This is a genomic window from Microcoleus sp. CAWBG58 (assembly GCF_020883045.1).
Taxonomy (GTDB): Bacteria; Cyanobacteriota; Cyanobacteriia; order Cyanobacteriales; family Microcoleaceae; genus Microcoleus.
This window is the reverse complement of sequence record NZ_JAHRFA010000118.1, coordinates 1-16,982: the sequence shown is the minus strand read 5'-3', so window position 1 is coordinate 16,982 and position 16,982 is coordinate 1. Positions and strand designations below refer to the sequence as shown.

The following is a 16,982-nucleotide window of genomic DNA, read 5'->3' as shown; positions in this document are numbered from 1 at the left end:
ACAGAGCGTAAGAGCATTTTATCCTGTTTCTAGCAAGACAAGAGTGCAAATAAGTCAAAAGTTGGGATTCAATTGATTTTCAGTAAAACCTCTAATTATATCATAAAACTATTTTGCAAGAGGTCTATTGTTGAGCGATCGCGCAATTTCGGCATTGCCTCCTGTGAATTCCTGAACCAGTTCTAGCCAGCGTCGAGCCAAGACTTGCACCAATTCGTCAGCCGGATCTGTGCCGTTTTCCATTTGAGTCCGAACCTGTTCAATGAGTTCTTGCCAATCTGTTTGACTTTGCTGGATTCGTTCCTCACCCAACAACTCCCGGCGTTGCTTGATGGTTTCCAACTGTTCGGGCGTGTAGTATTTCTCAAACATACAAATTGCCTCAATAGTTTGAATCAAATTTTCGACAGAAACCGATTCTGTCGATTGTAAACTGCTAGAAATAGACTCTAATCGGTTGAGCAATCGATGAGACAAATCAATCTGTTCTTTCAGACGCACTAGATGGAGTTGAATGATTTGCTGTAGCGAGAAATTGCGCTGTTCCAAACATTCTCGGATTTCCTCTAAGGAAAAGCCTATTTGTCGCAGCGATACGATTTGCTGCAAGCGGATAATGTCATTATTCGCATACAGCCGATAGCCTGTTTCAGTACGCCCCGACGGCGAGAGTAAACCAATTTCTTCGTAGTAATGCAGTGTCCGCACGGAGACACCTGTTTGTTTTGCCAAATCGCCGACTTTCATCGCCAAGGGTGGCATACCTTTCCTCCTTTCGGTTCAGAGTCGATCGCTCAATGAATCAATGAATCAATCGTAAAACCCTCACGTAGCGTCAGTGTCAAGGGGTGAAGCGAACCCCCGAGCGCCAACAAACTGGGCCGCCACAATCGCCGCTAAACCTGTGCCACTAGCGATATCTAGAACTTGCTGGTGCGATCGCAATTTGGCTAATTCTACTAACCGAGTTGCCGCCCGTTTGTGAAATTCATTTTCGTAATCCGGGCGGTTGTTAAAGTCATTCAGAATCTGCTGTTTGTAGGCACTTAGCGAGTCAGTCATGCCGAGTAATTGGTGGAATTTTTTACACACCTGGACGCAACTGGCAGAATATGGGAGTTAACGCTTAGGTATGTTGTTGCGCTTCAGCGCTCTTTAAATCTATATGAAAGAGCGCAAAGAGAGCAACTATACGTACCTTGTATCAACTTATCTGGCAACAAACATCTCAAAACTGGGATCGCGAAGCTCTAATCAGCTACAATCCAGTTTGGTAAAGAATTTTTACGAGCTAACTGCCCATTACAGCCTTTTGGGCCTGTATTACCCAACGTGACTGAAAATATGGATTTTGCTACTCTTGCAGCCCAGCTAAACGCTGGAACTATCTTACCCGAGGGAATTGTCATCATCACCCTCTTGGTGGTTCTCGTCGGCGATTTAATCGTAGGCCGCAGTTCCTCTAGTTGGACTCCCTACGTTGCCGTTGCGGGTTTGCTCGCCGCCGTCGGTGCCTTGTGTTTGCAGTGGGATAACACTAACACTATCTCGTTTCTGGGCGGTTTTAACAGCGATGCCTTGAGTTTGGTGTTTCGCGGAATTATCGCTTTGACGGCGGCTGTCACTATTTTGATATCCGTGCGCTACGTACTGCAAACGGGTACTGCTTTAGCGGAATTTATCGGCATTTTGCTCAGCGCTACTTTGGGGGGAATGTTCCTCAGCGGCGCTGATGAATTGGTGATGATTTTTATTTCGTTGGAAACTCTGAGTATCTCGTCTTATTTGCTGACGGGTTACACAAAACGCGATCCGCGTTCCAATGAAGCTGCTTTGAAATATTTGTTAATTGGTGCATCTTCTTCGGCGGTGTTTCTCTACGGTATTTCACTGCTGTACGGATTGTCTGGCGGCCAAACTACTCTAAGTGCGATCGCAGCCAACCTTTCTACAGTTAATAATGGTGAATCTCTTGGTTTGGTGATTGCATTGATTTTTGCGATCGCCGGAATCGCCTTCAAAATCTCCGCAGTTCCCTTTCACCAGTGGACTCCAGACGTTTACGAAGGTTCGCCAACACCCGTTGTCGCCTTCCTTTCTGTCGGTTCCAAAGCTGCCGGTTTTGCCCTAGCCATCCGGTTGTTAACCAGTGCATTCCCCGCACTTACCGAACAGTGGCACTTCGTATTTACAGCCTTAGCCATACTCAGCATGGTGTTGGGCAATGTAGTCGCCCTCGCCCAGACTAGCATGAAGCGGCTTTTAGCTTATTCGTCGATCGCCCAAGCCGGATTTGTGATGATTGGTTTAGTCGCAGGAACCGAAGCCGGTTACTCCAGCATGATATTTTATATGTTGGTTTACCTGTTTATGAACCTAGGCGCTTTCGCCTGCATCATCCTCTTCTCCCTGCGGACTGGAACCGACCAAATCAGCGAATACTCTGGTTTGTACCAAAAAGACCCGCTGCTAACATTAGCCTTAAGTATTTGCCTGCTTTCCCTCGGTGGAATTCCACCACTCGCTGGATTCTTCGGCAAAATTTATCTATTCTGGGCAGGTTGGCAAGCAGGACTTTACGGCTTAGTTATCCTGGGATTAATTACCAGCGTAGTTTCAATTTACTACTACATCCGCGTCGTCAAAATGATGGTAGTAAAAGAACCTCAAGAAATGTCGGACGCAGTAAAAAATTATCCGGCAGTTCGCTGGAACCTTCAGGGAATGCGGCCATTGCAAGTCAGCATTGTCCTCACCTTAGTTGCCACAACTTTGGCAGGAGTTTTATCGAATCCTTTGTTTAACTTGGCAAACGATTCTGTCACCAAAAGTCCCATGCTGCAATCGGCATTGACTCAAATTGTACCAGTTGCAACTGCAAAAGTTGAATCAAATCTTTTATCTCGCAACGATTAATTTGCGCGAATTTTGAAAGATAATATAGCGCCTAACTGTAACAAGTTAGGCGCTTTTTCAATTTAAAAAATCGGTTCTTAGTGAGGACTTCAGTCCGCATCAAATCCTGAGGACTGAAGTCCTCACTACAAACTGTTCCTGTGATATAATATTAATTAAAATGTTAACTAGCTAATTAATATATAATGACCAAAGAACACAACTACCGCATCCACACAGTTTGGACAGGTGCCAGTCAAGGTTCTACTTCATCTTATGATGCCTATTCTCGCGAGTATACAATAAATATCGAGGGTAAGCCGCCCTTCGTAGGTTCAGCAGACCCAACTTTTCGAGGCGATGCTGCGCTGTACAATCCTGAAGACTTATTGGTAATGTCGCTGTCAGCTTGTCATATGTTGAGCTATCTCGCTTTGTGTGCTAGTGCTGGGATTCCGGTAATTTCTTACTCGGATGAAGCGACGGGCAAAATGACACAAAAAGATGGCAAAATTAGATTTACGGAGGTAATGCTACGTCCGAAAGTAACCATCGAAGCTGGTCACGATCTAGAAAAAGCACGAAACTTGCACGATAATGCACATCATGTTTGTTATATTGCGAATTCGGTAAATTTTTCCGTACTGAATGAAGCAACAGTTATTGAAGTCAAGGGTTCCGAAGTCAAGAATTAAAAAATAGTCGCAATCCCTGAGGTGAAAATGTTAGTAAAAAATAAGCCGAAGTTTCATACAGCCGATGAGTACCGACAATTAGAAGAAGCTGCGGAGTTTAGAAATGAATATCGCGATGGAGAAATTGTAAAAATGACAGGTGGCACAATTAATCACAGCCAGATAATCGGTAATATTTATGCCTTCTTGAAATCTGCTTTGCGGGGAAAGAATGCCAGACCATTTATGATCGATTTGCGGTTGTGGATTCCTCGGTATCGACGCGGAACTTATCCAGATGTGATGGTAGTTGAAGGAGAATTAGTTTGCACAGAGGGACGGAAAGATGAAATACTCAATCCTGTGCTGATTGTAGAAGTGCTTTCTAAGTCTACTAAGGATTTCGATAAAGATGATAAGTTTCGGTTGTATCGATCGATTCCTGAATTCCGTGAATATGTGTTAGTCAATCAATCTGAGTTTTTAGTCACACAATATATTAAAAACGAATCGAATGATTGGTTATTTCGGGAATATGAGGGAGAATCAGCAATAGTTTCCTTCGCTGCGCTGGAAGTGCAAATGTCTATGAGCGATATTTATGAGTTGGTTGTATTTGAAACAGACGAGACAGAATTGCCTCAGTAATTTGGTTCGTAGTAAGGACTTTAGTCCTCTTCGACTAAGAGAGGACTGAAGTCCTCACTACAAACACTTATTTAACTCAAAGTAAAATCGCATGAATGTAATTTGGCTACTATTAAAAGCTTCTTGGTTGAATGTTTCCATCGCCATACTCACAGGCTTAATTAGCGGCGGTTGCAGCGCCCAGTTAATTTCCCTAATCAACCGGGCCATCAGCGACAATTCTAATCAGAATTTAGTCTGGTATTTTGCTGGATTGGCAGTTTTAGCCCTCGTCACCGGAGTTATCTCCCAATTTTTGTTAATCTACCTTTCTCAAGAAGCTGTTTACAATCTGCGGCTGAGTTTAAGCCGAGGGATTTTGTCTTCTCCTTTGCGACAGTTGGAAGAATTGGGCGCTAGTCGCTTGCTGGCTACTCTGACTGACGATGTGGGAACGCTTTCCAATACTATATTTGTGATTCCTTTTCTGTGCATTGATATCGCCATTGTGGTTGGATGTTTGATTTATTTAAGTACGCTTTCTGGGGCAGTTTTTGCCGTTGTCTTTGCTTTTTTGGCGGTGACAATTGGCGCTATACAACTGCTGCTTAATAAAATGCGGAAATTCTTCGATTTAGCCAGAGAAGAAAAAGATGTATTGTTTAAGCATTTTCGCAGCATTACTGACGGAATTAAGGAACTAAAGCTGCACTCTTTGCGTCGCCAAGAGTTTTTTACTGAAGAATTACAGGTAAGCGCTGCTGATTCCCGCGATTACAATTTGCAGGCCCTGAATACTGGAGCGCTGGCGATTGGAGTCGGGCAATTGCTGTTTTTTATGTTGATGGGTTTGCTATTGTTTGCTTTGCCCAAATTTGTGCCAGTTTCTACTCCTGTTTTGTCGGCTTACATTTTGACAAGTACCTATTTGATGTCTCCGTTTCAGAATATTTTGGAAAGGCTGCCAGAGATTTTTCGAGCCAATACTGCTGTAGAAAAAATTGAGAGAATGGGATTGGCTTTGGCGAGTCAAGCTGAGATAACTGCTGCGGTTCAACCAGTGAAAAATGCTGATTGGAAAATGCTGGAGTTGAAGGGGGCTACTCACAGCTATCCGGGAGATAAGGAAGACAGTAATTTTGTTTTGGGCGAAATTAGTTTAAAGTTTCATCCTGGTGAGTTAGTGTTTATCATGGGTGGAAATGGCAGCGGTAAGTCTACTTTTGCTAAGTTACTTACTGGTTTGTACATTCCTGAATCGGGAGAGATTTTGCTAGATGGACAGCCGATTACTGATGAGAATCGTGAGTGGTACAGGCAGCATTTTTCGGTTATTTTTTCTGATTTCTATTTGTTCGATCGCCTTTTGGGAATGACTAATCACGATTTGGACAGTCAGGCTGCTGAATATTTGCAAGAGTTTCATTTAGATCGTAAGGTTAAGGTGAGAGATGGGGTTTTGTCAACTACGGCTTTGTCTCAGGGACAGCGAAAACGGTTGGCTTTGCTGACGGCTTATTTGGAAGATAGGCCGATTTATTTGTTTGATGAGTGGGCTTCGGATCAAGATCCGTTTTTTCGGGATATTTTTTACAAGCAGTTGTTGCCGGAGTTGAAACGGCGCGGAAAAACGGTGTTTGCGATTACTCACGACGATCGCTATTTCGATCTAGCCGATCGCGCAATTAAACTAGATTACGGTAAAATTGAGTATGACAGACAACATGGATAAGTACCAAATCGTCGCAACTTTGACTGAAAGTCAGGTTTCCGACTTGATGGATTTGTACAAAAACGAGTTTTGGTGCAACAAGCGGAAGCGGGAGGATGTGGTGAGAATGCTGGCCGCGACTGATGTTATTATTGGTTTGGTCGATGAGGGCGATCGACTAATTGGCTTTACCCGCGTCATGACTGATTTTGTCTACAGAGGCACGATTTTTGATGTGATTGTCCACCCAACATACAGAAAGATGGGACTGGGTAAAGTGTTGATGGATGCAGTTTTAAATCATCCGCAACTTCAAGCCGTGGAGAATTTATCTCTTAACTGTTTGCCGAAAATGATACCATTTTACAAACGCTGGGGTTTCACTGATGATATCGGTGAAATGAAGTTTATGCGAAAAATGCGGTAAATTTAGTTTGTTCAAATCCCTAATTTTTCGCGAATTAATTCTGCTTTAAAACCTACTAACACAGCCGTTCCATCTTTAACAAAAAGAGGACGTTTCAGCAGCATCGCATCTCTAGCAAAGGCTTCCACCCATTTTTCACTCGTCCACTCTTTCTTGTCGTCGCCCAAGGCGCGGTAAGATTGACCGGAAGTATTTCGCATTGGTTGAAAACCTAAAGAATCTACCCAGTTGTGAATAGTTTCACGAGTGGGTGGCTGTTCTTTTGTGTTAATAAACTCGTAAGTGACAGCGTTATCTTTGAGCCACTGGAAGGCTTTTTTGCAGGTTCCGCAGTTGGGAATTCCGTAAATTTGAATTGACATATAGAGACAGTTGACAGTTGACAGTTGACAGTTGGGCTGTGGTAGGGGCGGTGCCCCCGTGCCTGCCCTCTTCTCTTCGTTAAAGGTTGACAGTTGACAGTTGGAAGAAAGAAATAAAAAAAGAAAAAGCAAAAAGCAAAGTAGTAGTTTTAGGAATTAAGAATATTTAAAACGTCTTGGTGGCTGCTGTACTAAGGACTAAAGACTAAAGACTAATGACTAATGACTAATGACTGCTAACTAATCTAGCTTGTAGAACCCATTTTTGCACGCGATCGACTGAAGGAGTCAAGTCATTGCGCTGCATTGTCGCTACGTGGAGTCTGAGGATTTGTTGGTGCAGTCTCTCCACGGGCATTTGAGCCAATTGAGCGGCTGAAGCAACGCCTGCGTGCAGCAACAGCCCGCAATACTGACAGCCTACACTCGGAATTCGAGCCAACTCTGCCATTGCTACCCATTTATTAAGATGTTGAACGTTAATCTGTAATTGATGTGCTAGCAACACTTTTGCCGCCGGTGTTTTCGTCATCCGAATTAGTTGTGCGATGGTGGTGATGCCGCACTCTTCTAGTTGAGACTGGTTTGCGTTGCTCAATCCCGGCAAGTGTTCGATCGGCCAATCGCGTACTTGCACCGAAGTTTTAGAAGTTGTGTGAGAAGTTTTCATATTTTTTTCAGTGAATTTACTTATACTTTAAAGTCTAAAATATACGATCGTCAATAGAGGCTATTACTCATGTCACAAAATCAACAACAATCCGATCGACTAATTTGGCAGATCCCGGGTGTTCAATTCTTGCTGTATTGCTTGTGCAGTAGCATTTTCAGCTTTTTTGTCCTGGCTGTATGCGAAGGTTCGTGGTGAACAAAATTAGGCCCAGGATGACGACAAAGACGATCGCAAACATAGCACTAAAGAGTCCAGCAAAAAAGAAAATAAAGATTAGACTTTCCCCCAAAATGGCTGCTAAATTTGTAGTTAGCACAAAAGTGCTGTAATGCCTACAATCAAATGACTGAATTCCTTATTAAGAACCCAACTCAAGAGTATGAATTTTTACCCATGCAAATTACAAAAAGTGATGAATTGTTAAGAAATATTTTACACGAACGGCGGCAAAAACTGGCCAGTTTAATTGATTTTCCTGTAATTCTATGGTCTGGCCGCAGCATTCCTCGCAATTATCCGGCACTTGTTTATCCTTTTCGCGCCAGCAGTCACTTTCTATATTTTGCTGGTTTGCCGTTAGAAAATGCGGCGATTCGTTTAGAATCGGGCAAGTTAGAACTGTTCTTAGATGATGCAGATCCTGGTAGCACGCTTTGGCACGGGGAAATGCCGAAAAGAGCGGAAATTGCTGAACGAATTGGCGCTGATGCTGCTTTCCCCATGAGTGAGTTGAAAGCGCGAGGGACAAATGCAGCTACGATCGCCCTTCAGGATAGCTCGATTCGGTTGCAACAGTCGGATATTCTAGATCGCTCTTTAGCACCGTCCAAATCGCCAACCGGCATCGATCTAGAGTTAACTCAGGCGATCGTCTCGCTGCGCCTGAGCCACGATGCAGCCAGTTTGGTTGAATTGCGTCAAGCTGCCGCTGTCACCGTAGCAGCTCACAAAGCGGGCATGAGGGCAACTCCAACAGCTAAGATTGAAGCGGGTGTGCGGGCTGCGATGGAAAGTGTCATCATCTCGGAAAATATGACTTACGCCTACCCAAGTATTGTCACGGTGCACGGGGAAGTTTTACACAGCGAGCACTATCACAATCGGCTACAAGCAGGAGATTTGCTGTTAGCAGATGTCGGTGCAGAATCATCGATGGGATGGGCGGCTGATGTGACTCGCACTTGGCCGGTTTCTGGCAAGTTTTCTCCGACTCAAAGAGCGATTTATGATGTAGTTTTGGCAGCCCATGATGCTTGTATCGATCGAATTAGTCCGGGTGTGGAATATCAAGACATTCACCTGTTAGCTGCTCGAATCATGGCGGCAGGATTGGTAGATCTGGGTATTTTGCAGGGTAATGTTGACGATTTGGTAGAAATGGATGCTCACGCGCTGTTTTTTGTCCACGGAATCGGACATTTAATTGGTTTGGATGTTCACGATATGGAGGATTTGGGAGATTTGGCAGGCTATGAAGCGGGGAGGGTGAGAAGCAGTCGGTTTGGGCTGGGATTTTTGCGACTGAATCGTGTTTTGCGATCTGGAATGCTGGTATCGATTGAACCGGGTTTTTACCAAGTTTCGGCTATCTTAAATAACCCAGAAACTCGCGCCAAATATGAAAATTTCGTAAACTGGGACGAGTTGGGTAAATTTGCGGATGTCCGGGGGATACGCATTGAAGATGATATACTTGTGAGCGCAGGGGGTAGAGAGGTATTGACGGGGAAACTGCCAACAAAAGCTCTGGAGATTGAGGACTTAGTTGGGGTAAGTGCATAGGTATCGATCGCCAAAAGTGCGATCGGGAGCATCTCAATTTTTGCAACGCCACTTTTTTCACCAAGAAGAATGGGTTTAAATCCTCCTCCTTCTATGGGGAAATAAAACAAAATTATTCACTGTTTTAATCCTCTTCATTTTAGAGAGAGGCAACCCTCAAGCAGTCAACTGTCAACTGTCAACTGTCAACTGTCAACTGTCAACTGAAAGTGCTGTGCTGGCTCGCGTGCTATACATAGCACGAGAACTCTTGAAATGCACTACAAATGCAAAACTGAGATGCTCGCGCGTGCGATCGCCCGCAGTTCCATCATGTGTGATCACCATAAATAAATATGAATAAAGCTTGGCAAATCGGTCTGTTTGTGTTCGTTGAAAAACTAGCGATGCAAGTCCAAAAATTTGCAGCACGGAGACTGGCGCGCATTTTTCGGACAAAAAGTGTAGTCGCACCGCCACCGATGCAATCTGCACCTTTGCCTAGCAATGAAGCAGACAGGCTAAAAGCACTTAACCGCTACAATATTCTCGATACAGATGCCGAAGCAGCTTTTGATGACTTAACAGCTTTAGCATCCTATATTTGCGGCACTCCTATTGCTTTAGTCAGCTTAGTAGATACTAACAGACAGTGGTTTAAATCAAAAGTCGGTCTTGCAGCAACAGAAACTCCCAGAGAGATAGCATTTTGCTCTCACGCTATTTTAAATCCCAACGAATTGCTAGTTATACCTAATGCTATGGAAGACGATCGCTTTGCCAGCAATCCGCTAGTAACTTCCGATCCAAATATTAGGTTTTATGCTGGCGCGCCGTTAGTAACTCCTGAGGGTTTCCCCATTGGCACTTTGTGCGCGATAGATACAGTTCCTCGCCATCTCACCCCAGAACAACTAGAAGCCCTGCGGACTTTAGGCAGGCAAGTTATTAGCCAAATGGAGTTGCGAATTAATTATGCTAAATTAAAGCGGGCGCAACTCAGGCACAAACAAGTAGAAGCAAAACTCCGTTCTAATGACGAGCAAATTGTCAATTTTTTAGAAGGCATGAGTGATGCTTTTTTTGCTCTAGATCCACAGTGGCGATTTACTTACGTCAATTATAAAGCATCGCAATTTTTGCAGCGCGAGCCGGAAGAACTTTTTGGGAAGAATTTTTGGGAAGAGTATCCAGATTTAGTAAATTCGGTATTTTATAAAGAGTCTCATGAAGCTGTCTCTAAACAAGTCGGAGTAACTTTTGACAAATATTATCATCCCTTAAAAGTCTGGTTGGAAGTCAGGGCTTTTCCTTCTCACGATGGCCTTTCTGTATTCTTTCACGATATCACCAAGCGCAAGCAGATGGAATCTGCTCTCAGAAAAGAACAGAAAAAAACAGAGAGTTTGCTGCTAAATATTTTGCCAGAAGCTATTGCAGATAGGTTGAAGCACGAACCGGGAGTAATTGCGGACAAGTTTGAACAAGCTACAATTCTTTTCGCTGACTTGGTGAATTTTACTCAAATTTCTACTACGATGTCCGCCACAAAATTGGTATACTTACTAAATGAAATTTTTTCAACGTTTGACCAACTGACTGACAAGCACGGGTTGGAAAAAATTAAGACAATCGGGGACGCTTATATGGTAGTAGGTGGCATTCCCATTGAGCGCCCAGATCACGCAGAGGCGATCGCCGAAATGGCACTGGATATGCTAGCGGCAATTCAGGAATTAAATGTGAAGCTAGACTCGAGTTTTGAAATCCGCATCGGAATTAATAGCGGCCCGGTGGTAGCGGGGGTAATCGGTACTAAAAAATTCATTTACGATTTGTGGGGAAATGCGGTGAATACAGCCAGCCGCATGGAATCTCACGGCATCCCCGGCAGCATTCAAGTTAGTATCTATACTTACGAGTTGCTGCGGGATAAATATGAATTTGAAGAGCGGGGCTTGATTGAGATTAAGGGTAAAGGGGAAATGCGGACTTATTTTCTGAATGGCATAAAAACAGCAAGCGAGATGGAAATAGTCAGAGAGTAAATTAAATTAAGTGCAGTATGGTGCCTAGAAGGTGTGTCAGCTTGGCAAATTTTTGCGACAAATTCACAATCTCATTCTGAGGCACAATTTGTTAGCTCGTGCGTCAGAATGAGATTGGGAGTGAGGATTCAGAATTATTTTTGCTGGCGCACCCTACGGCTAAGACTTGAAAGTACGTGAACAATCAGGCTCGATCGCAAATCAAGCAAAACCGCCGTCGCAGAGGAACCAAATCAGATTATGCTATATGCAGAGATATCCCGGCAATCCCATGTGCCGTATATAGATCTTATAAAAATATTAACTTAAAGTGGTCGGAGCCTTTAATATGGTTCAGTTTCATATTCAAACAGATAGCGAGATCCCTGCATCTACGCAATTATTCAATCAAATCAGGTTTGCGATCGCCTCGCGCCAGTTTCCGCCCGGGCACCGCTTGCCCAGCACCAGGCAGCTAGCGATGCAGACGGGTTTGCACCGCAACACCATCAGCAAAGTATACCGACAACTCGAAAATACCGGACTCGTAGAAGCTCAAGCCGGCTCGGGTATATACGTCCGCGCCCAAGGCCACGAAGGCGGCAGCAAACTCAAATCCCCGATCCTCGAAGAATATCCCCTTGCCAATAAAATAGTCCAAGAAAGTATGGATCAACTGCTGGGAGAAGGCTGCACGCTCAACCAAGCGAGGGAATTATTTTTGGCCGAAATAGACTGGCGGCTCCGGTGCAGCGCCCGAGTGGTCGTCACAGCCCCCACAGAAGACATCGGCGTGGGTGAGTTGATGGCAAAAGAACTGGAACAAGCTTTGCGGATTCCCATCCAGTTAGTGGCGATGGAAGAGTTAGGTAGTTTTCTGGATAAAATCACTGCGGGCACTGTAATCACCAGTCGTTATTTTATCGGACAAGCGGAATTGATTTCGGCGCCGCGTTCGGTGCGAGTGATTCCCGTAGACATCTATGATTATGTTCAGGAAATCCAGTTAGTGGGGAGTTTGCCGAAGGACAGTTATTTGGGTATTGTCAGTCTGAGTTCGGGAATGTTGCGATCGACTGAAGTGATTATTCACAGCCTCCGGGGCGAGGATTTGCTGGTGATGACGGCTTTGCTGTCGGATACTTACAAGATTAACTCGATCGTGCGATCGGCTAGAACTATTTTCTGCGACCAACCGAGTTTTGCTACAGTAAAAGCTGCCATTAACGCCGCCAGAGAGGATATTATTCGTCCTCCGCAACTGGTATGCTCCGAAAATTACATCGGCTCTAAGTCGATTAATTTGCTCAAGCGCGAGTTGGGTTTGGGGTAAGTCAGTTGACAGTTGACAGTTGACAGTTGACAGTTGACAGTTGACAGTTGGCAGTTGGCAGTTGACAGTTGTAGGGGGAGTGGATGGTGCGGGCCTGCCCTCTTAGTTGACAGTTGACAGTTGACAGTTGGTAGTTGTGATTTGTTATTCCAATAACCAATAACCAGTAACCAGTAACCAATAACCAATAACCAATAACCAATAACCAATAACCAATAACTAATAACCAATAATCCATGCCAATTGAAATCCAACCTTCAATTAATGTTAAAACAGCGATCGAAAGCCGGCGGGCAGCCCGCAGCTTCAAACCCGATCGAATTCCCCCAGCAATATTGGCAGAGATTTTGCGCTTGGGAGTGCGATCGCCCTCCGGTTATAATTTGCAGCCTTGGCGGTTTATTGTACTTAAAGATCCAGCCAGTAAAGAAAAATTAAAAGCTTGTGCCTTCGACCAGCGACAAGTGGTAGAAGCCCCAATCGTGTTAATCTGTTGTGGCGATCGGCGCGCCGCCCAACCCGAAAACACCGAAGCCGTCATCGAATTGGGCAAAGCCGTAGGTGGAATGAACGAGAATTTAGCTGGTTATATGCGACAAGCAATCCCCCAATTGTTCGAGAACCATCCCTGCTTTGAGTCCGTAGAAGCTTGGACAAACAGACATACAATGCTCGCAGTAGCTCATTTAATGATTGCAGCTAAAAGCTTTGGAGTAGACAGTTGTCCTATGGAAGGTTTTGTCGCAGCTAAGGTAAAAGAAGCCTTTCAAATTCCCGCAGAAGTAGATGTGTGCTGTTTGCTGCCGCTTGGTTATGCAGCAGAACCTTTCAAACAATACGGCGGTCGTTTTGACGTGACTCAAGTTTATTTCAGCGAAAGTTATGGAGAGGCCTTGCAAGTTGAGATTTGAGAGTTAAGATTTGAAAGTTGAGATTTGAGACTTAAGATTGGGTGAATCTGGTTTTGGCAAATATCCGTAGGGGCGAAGCATGACCGCAGTCAATATAAGATAATAACTAATAACTTATATGCGGTCATGCTTCGCCCTCTTTCAAAACCAGATGCACCCTTAAGATTTGCCAGAGTTGGTGCATACCAGAAGGAAGAAGGCAGAAGGAAGAAGGCAGAAAAGCAATGGTTTGAGCAATTAAGAACTTTCTAATCGTCTTGACGATTTTTATAAGTTCAAAAAAAGCTGAAATTCCGATAATTTCTTCAAACTAAAATTTCAAGTGTGGTGATAGTAGACAGAGGAGCCAAATATGACAGTAGCAGCGCGACAAAGCAAGGCACAAATTCTAGAAGTAGAGTTGCAAAAGCACTTGCAAGCAGCCGGATTTAAAAATTTACCGCTTTATATTAGTTGCGAGTTTCGAGATGACTCTTTAACAGTTGTGGGAGAACACCCGCGCAGTTTAGTTCTCAAAGCTAAACCGACTTTTGCAGTGCTAGAAGCTGCCATTCTCGAAATAGAACCGGAATCGATTCAACAGATTGGACTTTGCCTCAAAATTACCGGGCAAAAACAGCCTTATGCTTTCCATTCTTTTACCATGCACAACCCTGTTTTGTCAAGACCCAGAACAGTGGAAGTGCTGAAAAAACCCGAGAAGAAACCCGCAGTAGAAACTGGGATAGTTTTAGCAGAAAATGCTGCTGAGACGGCGGATGTAGCGGAGGAGATGCCGTTAGAAACGGATGTTAAAAATGCGGGTAGTGATGAATATTTTCCTGATTTTTCGGAGAGTTCCAGCGATTCCGATGCGATCGCCTTTAAGGTAGCTGCAATCGGGCCAGACATCGCAGAAAATCCCTTCGATGCACTGGATATGGAAGCGGTAACAGTCACCGAAACGCCGAAGACTTCACCGTTTACGATGTTGGTGGCGGCCGGAATGGTAAGTCTGGTGGCGGTGATTTTGGCGGGCGGTTATTACCTGCTGAGTCGGCCCTGCGTCATCGGAGAATGTACTGCATTAGCCAATGCCAAACAGTTGAGCGACAATTCGGCGAAGACTCTGAAAACTTCCAAGGTTGCTAGCAGCCCGGAAGAGGCGCAGGAACAGTTAAAACAGGCGATCGCACTTTTGGAACCAATTCCAGCGTGGTCAATTCATCGCGGTGAGGCTCAAACTGCGATCGAAAGATATCAGGAGCAAAGTCAAAATATCACATCTGCGATCGATGCAGCGCGCCTCGCACAATCCGCAGCCGGAAAAACCCAAAATCCGCCTGTTTCCGAACAAAGCTTGCAGCAAGCCGAAACATTGTGGCAAAGTGCGATCGCCCAACTCGGAGAAATCCCCACAAGCAGCCCAGTTTATCCCTACGCTCAAAGAAAAGCGAAGGAATACCGAAAGAATTTAGCCACAGGAAATCGGCAATTAGGCACAGAAAAAAAAGCCGAAAAATTGTTACTCGCAGCCAAAAGTGCAGCCCAAATAGCAGAAGCTCGCGAAGCAGTAGCTCAGACATCGCAGACATGGGGACAAGTAGAAGCAGGTTGGGAAAAAGCCCTAGGAATTATCTCAGAAATTCCTGGCAACACGCAATCTTATCAACTAGGTAGATTGCTAGTTCCGAAATACGAAACCAAGCTTTCACAAGCTCGCGAGCGCCGAAATGTCGAAGGAATTTCGGAAAATGCCTACACGCAAGCTGTGACTTTAGCAGCGGAAGCTCGAATTTTTGAGGGCAAAAACGGCTGGTTTAAAGCATCGGAAAACTGGCGAAGAGCTTTGAGTTACGCGGAGCAAGTTCCGGCGGCTACTGCCTATTCCCAAAAAGCCAAACCGCTGATTGAATTATATACAACATCCTTGCAGCAAGCGGAAGTTAAGTTGCGGGAAGAAAGAAATTTGCAAAAAGCGCGCACGGATTTAGATAGAACTTGCAAAGGCAATCCGAAAATTTGCGATTATACGGTTAGCAATGGTTTGATTGCGGTGCAGATGAATCCTGATTACGTCGAGAAGTTGCAACAAACCTTCATTCAGGCGAATAACAATAATTCTGTGAAGAGTCGCCAAGCCGTGGAAAAGCACGTTGCTACTTTGCAAAAAGCCTTGGAGGCGATCGCGGAAAATGCTAAAATTCCGATGCAGGTGTATGATGGGGATGGCAAGCGGATTGCGAGTCACGGGAACTGACCATCTAATGAGAGCTGCTGGAATTGGTGATTCGATTAATTCCCATTGCCATTGGGTCAAGTTACTAGAGTATGCTTTACTCATATCTCTTTCAGGGTGCTGTGACTAAGGAATGAGAATTAAATAACTTACCATTTGATGATTATTGTGGGATGGGCGTCCCGCCCATCCCACAAAATAGGTGTAAATTATTTAATTTGCGATCGTAAGTAGTCAAGTTATTAATTTTTCATTCCTAAGTATCTTCAGCTTATACCCTGAAAGTTTTTTTACCTCATACCCCCCTTGTCAAACATCCTCTAAAACGTTTAAAATCTTCTTAATTCCTAAAAATACTACTTTTATTTCTTTTTCCTTTTTTTTATTTCTTTCTTCCTACTGTCAACCGTCAACTATCAACTAAGAGAGACCCCGCAGGGGGACACCGCCCCTACAACTGTCCACTGTCAACTGTCAACTGTCCACTGTCCACTGTCCCTTGTCCCTATATGTCGATTCAAATTTACGGAATTCCCAACTGCGGAACCTGCAAAAAAGCTTTCCAATGGCTCAAAGATAACGCTGTAACTTACGAGTTTATTAATACAAAAGAACAGCCACCCACTCGTGAAACTATTCACAACTGGGTAGATTCTTTAGGTTTTCAACCAATGCGAAATACTTCCGGTCAATCTTACCGCGCCTTGGGCGACGACAAGAAAGAGTGGACGAGTGAAAAATGGGTGGAAGCCTTTGCTAGAGATGCGATGCTGCTGAAACGTCCTCTTTTTGTTAAAGATGGAACGTATCCGCTCAATAATTCGGGGTAGCAGAGAAAAAAAGTAAGCAGAGTAAAAAAAGTGTGATAAAATAGGACACATGACGCCAAAGATTATTTCACAAGACAAGTCACCCTACAACATACTGCTGCTCTCCCATCGACCCCTCAGGTATTGCAGACGAATCCATGCGTCAGACAGTAGAGCTCTTACTGAACCTAATAGAGCAATTACAATTAAAAGTCAAAGACTTAGAATCAGAGAATCAACAGTTAAAAGATGAAAACAACCGATTGAAAGGAGAACAAGGAAAGCCAGACATCAAAGCCAAGTCGAAAGGATTCAAAAGTCAGCACTCTTCAGAAAAAGAACGAAAAACGCCCAAACAGCACAAAAAAGGCAGTAAGAAAGCCACGATTAAAATAGATCGAGAAGAAATACTAGAATATCCCATAGACCAACTAAGTAGGTCGGCGCAAAAAAACCGAACTATGTTAAGATAAGTAAACAAAGAGAATATATCTGCTGAGGTAAGTCAATATATGGGCGCTAGATTAAGGGTATTCCTGACTCAACAGCAAGAC

18 protein-coding genes are annotated in these 16,982 nt (G+C 44.2%); 12 read left to right on the top strand and 6 right to left on the bottom strand.

Annotated features, from left to right (window positions below; all coding sequences use genetic code 11):
* Positions 1-108: 108 nt before the first annotated feature.
* Entirely contained in the window at positions 109-762 is a 654-nt protein-coding gene (locus QZ918_RS30705) for a MerR family transcriptional regulator (RefSeq protein ID WP_293342295.1), read from the bottom strand.
* Between the two features lie 63 nt (positions 763-825).
* Positions 826-1,062, bottom strand: coding sequence for a class I SAM-dependent methyltransferase (locus QZ918_RS30700; RefSeq protein ID WP_293342292.1), 237 nt, complete (start codon positions 1,060-1,062; stop codon positions 826-828).
* Between the two features lie 282 nt (positions 1,063-1,344).
* Here QZ918_RS30700 and QZ918_RS30695 point away from each other — a divergent pair, with 282 nt between their 5' ends.
* From QZ918_RS30695 to QZ918_RS30675, 5 genes are all read left to right on the top strand, one after another.
* Complete coding sequence (locus QZ918_RS30695; RefSeq protein ID WP_293342289.1) at positions 1,345-2,916, top strand: NAD(P)H-quinone oxidoreductase subunit N; 1,572 nt, start codon at positions 1,345-1,347, stop codon at positions 2,914-2,916.
* Between the two features lie 185 nt (positions 2,917-3,101).
* Positions 3,102-3,590: an OsmC family protein gene (locus tag QZ918_RS30690; protein ID WP_293342286.1), complete on the top strand. Its 489-nt coding sequence runs from the start codon at positions 3,102-3,104 to the stop codon at positions 3,588-3,590.
* A gap of 27 nt (positions 3,591-3,617) precedes the next feature.
* Positions 3,618-4,217, top strand: coding sequence for a Uma2 family endonuclease (locus tag QZ918_RS30685; RefSeq protein ID WP_293342283.1), 600 nt, complete (start codon positions 3,618-3,620; stop codon positions 4,215-4,217).
* A gap of 91 nt (positions 4,218-4,308) precedes the next feature.
* Positions 4,309-5,928 carry a cyclic peptide export ABC transporter gene (locus tag QZ918_RS30680; protein ID WP_293342281.1) on the top strand — a complete coding sequence of 540 codons (1,620 nt, stop codon included), beginning with the start codon at positions 4,309-4,311 and terminating at the stop codon, positions 5,926-5,928.
* Entirely contained in the window at positions 5,909-6,334 is a 426-nt protein-coding gene (locus QZ918_RS30675; RefSeq protein WP_293342278.1) for a GNAT family N-acetyltransferase, read from the top strand. The genes QZ918_RS30680 and QZ918_RS30675 overlap by 20 nt, the downstream gene beginning before the upstream one ends.
* A gap of 11 nt (positions 6,335-6,345) precedes the next feature.
* Here the strand turns inward: QZ918_RS30675 and QZ918_RS30670 are convergent, their stop codons facing one another.
* Both QZ918_RS30670 and QZ918_RS30665 read right to left on the bottom strand, forming a co-directional pair.
* Positions 6,346-6,828, bottom strand: coding sequence for a Spx/MgsR family RNA polymerase-binding regulatory protein (locus tag QZ918_RS30670; RefSeq protein WP_293342275.1), 483 nt, complete (start codon positions 6,826-6,828; stop codon positions 6,346-6,348).
* Positions 6,829-6,922: 94 nt separating this feature from the next.
* Positions 6,923-7,366: a DUF4332 domain-containing protein gene (locus QZ918_RS30665; protein WP_293154719.1), complete on the bottom strand. Its 444-nt coding sequence runs from the start codon at positions 7,364-7,366 to the stop codon at positions 6,923-6,925.
* A 396-nt stretch (positions 7,367-7,762) separates the two neighbouring features.
* Here QZ918_RS30665 and QZ918_RS30660 point away from each other — a divergent pair, with 396 nt between their 5' ends.
* The gene (locus QZ918_RS30660) at positions 7,763-9,151 is read left to right on the top strand and encodes an aminopeptidase P family protein (protein ID WP_293342298.1); all 1,389 of its coding nucleotides are present in this window, start codon (positions 7,763-7,765) and stop codon (positions 9,149-9,151) included.
* Between the two features lie 192 nt (positions 9,152-9,343).
* Here the strand turns inward: QZ918_RS30660 and QZ918_RS30655 are convergent, their stop codons facing one another.
* Positions 9,344-9,478 (bottom strand): hypothetical protein, encoded by a 135-nt coding sequence (locus QZ918_RS30655; RefSeq protein ID WP_293342272.1) that lies wholly within the window; start codon positions 9,476-9,478, stop codon positions 9,344-9,346.
* A gap of 134 nt (positions 9,479-9,612) precedes the next feature.
* Here QZ918_RS30655 and QZ918_RS30650 point away from each other — a divergent pair, with 134 nt between their 5' ends.
* Positions 9,613-11,178, top strand: a complete 1,566-nt coding sequence (locus tag QZ918_RS30650; RefSeq protein WP_524538485.1) for an adenylate/guanylate cyclase domain-containing protein — start codon at positions 9,613-9,615, stop codon at positions 11,176-11,178.
* A gap of 328 nt (positions 11,179-11,506) precedes the next feature.
* The gene (plmA, locus tag QZ918_RS30645; RefSeq protein ID WP_293342269.1) at positions 11,507-12,490 is read left to right on the top strand and encodes a transcriptional regulator PlmA; all 984 of its coding nucleotides are present in this window, start codon (positions 11,507-11,509) and stop codon (positions 12,488-12,490) included.
* A gap of 1 nt (position 12,491) precedes the next feature.
* Here plmA and QZ918_RS30640 read toward each other — a convergent pair whose 3' ends face one another.
* Positions 12,492-12,728: a hypothetical protein gene (locus tag QZ918_RS30640; protein WP_293342266.1), complete on the bottom strand. Its 237-nt coding sequence runs from the start codon at positions 12,726-12,728 to the stop codon at positions 12,492-12,494.
* On the opposite strand from QZ918_RS30640, the gene QZ918_RS30635 reads away from it, so the two are divergent.
* From QZ918_RS30635 to QZ918_RS30620, 4 genes are all read left to right on the top strand, one after another.
* The gene (locus QZ918_RS30635; RefSeq protein ID WP_293154701.1) at positions 12,727-13,401 is read left to right on the top strand and encodes a nitroreductase family protein; all 675 of its coding nucleotides are present in this window, start codon (positions 12,727-12,729) and stop codon (positions 13,399-13,401) included. The genes QZ918_RS30640 and QZ918_RS30635 overlap by 2 nt on opposite strands.
* 352 nt (positions 13,402-13,753) lie before the next feature.
* Positions 13,754-15,640, top strand: a complete 1,887-nt coding sequence (locus QZ918_RS30630) for a hypothetical protein (RefSeq protein ID WP_293342264.1) — start codon at positions 13,754-13,756, stop codon at positions 15,638-15,640.
* Between the two features lie 488 nt (positions 15,641-16,128).
* Positions 16,129-16,449 carry a Spx/MgsR family RNA polymerase-binding regulatory protein gene (locus QZ918_RS30625; RefSeq protein ID WP_293342261.1) on the top strand — a complete coding sequence of 107 codons (321 nt, stop codon included), beginning with the start codon at positions 16,129-16,131 and terminating at the stop codon, positions 16,447-16,449.
* A 137-nt stretch (positions 16,450-16,586) separates the two neighbouring features.
* Positions 16,587-16,901 carry a hypothetical protein gene (locus tag QZ918_RS30620; RefSeq protein ID WP_293342258.1) on the top strand — a complete coding sequence of 105 codons (315 nt, stop codon included), beginning with the start codon at positions 16,587-16,589 and terminating at the stop codon, positions 16,899-16,901.
* Positions 16,902-16,982 lie beyond the last annotated feature (81 nt).

Excerpts from the sequence above, each read along its gene's own strand:
- QZ918_RS30705 (WP_293342295.1), bottom strand. The coding sequence starts at position 762 with ATGCCACCCTTGGCGATGAAAGTCGGCGATTTGGCAAAACAAACAGGT.
- QZ918_RS30700 (WP_293342292.1), bottom strand. The coding sequence starts at position 1,062 with ATGACTGACTCGCTAAGTGCCTACAAACAGCAGATTCTGAATGACTTT.
- QZ918_RS30695 (WP_293342289.1), top strand. The coding sequence starts at position 1,345 with ATGGATTTTGCTACTCTTGCAGCCCAGCTAAACGCTGGAACTATCTTA.
- QZ918_RS30690 (WP_293342286.1), top strand. The coding sequence starts at position 3,102 with ATGACCAAAGAACACAACTACCGCATCCACACAGTTTGGACAGGTGCC.
- QZ918_RS30685 (WP_293342283.1), top strand. The coding sequence starts at position 3,618 with ATGTTAGTAAAAAATAAGCCGAAGTTTCATACAGCCGATGAGTACCGA.
- QZ918_RS30680 (WP_293342281.1), top strand. The coding sequence starts at position 4,309 with ATGAATGTAATTTGGCTACTATTAAAAGCTTCTTGGTTGAATGTTTCC.
- QZ918_RS30675 (WP_293342278.1), top strand. The coding sequence starts at position 5,909 with ATGACAGACAACATGGATAAGTACCAAATCGTCGCAACTTTGACTGAA.
- QZ918_RS30665 (WP_293154719.1), bottom strand. The coding sequence starts at position 7,366 with ATGAAAACTTCTCACACAACTTCTAAAACTTCGGTGCAAGTACGCGAT.
- QZ918_RS30660 (WP_293342298.1), top strand. The coding sequence starts at position 7,763 with ATGCAAATTACAAAAAGTGATGAATTGTTAAGAAATATTTTACACGAA.
- QZ918_RS30655 (WP_293342272.1), bottom strand. The coding sequence starts at position 9,478 with ATGGTGATCACACATGATGGAACTGCGGGCGATCGCACGCGCGAGCAT.
- QZ918_RS30650 (WP_524538485.1), top strand. The coding sequence starts at position 9,613 with ATGCAATCTGCACCTTTGCCTAGCAATGAAGCAGACAGGCTAAAAGCA.
- plmA (WP_293342269.1), top strand. The coding sequence starts at position 11,507 with ATGGTTCAGTTTCATATTCAAACAGATAGCGAGATCCCTGCATCTACG.
- QZ918_RS30635 (WP_293154701.1), top strand. The coding sequence starts at position 12,727 with ATGCCAATTGAAATCCAACCTTCAATTAATGTTAAAACAGCGATCGAA.
- QZ918_RS30640 (WP_293342266.1), bottom strand. The coding sequence starts at position 12,728 with ATGGATTATTGGTTATTAGTTATTGGTTATTGGTTATTGGTTATTGGT.
- QZ918_RS30630 (WP_293342264.1), top strand. The coding sequence starts at position 13,754 with ATGACAGTAGCAGCGCGACAAAGCAAGGCACAAATTCTAGAAGTAGAG.
- QZ918_RS30625 (WP_293342261.1), top strand. The coding sequence starts at position 16,129 with ATGTCGATTCAAATTTACGGAATTCCCAACTGCGGAACCTGCAAAAAA.
- QZ918_RS30620 (WP_293342258.1), top strand. The coding sequence starts at position 16,587 with ATGCGTCAGACAGTAGAGCTCTTACTGAACCTAATAGAGCAATTACAA.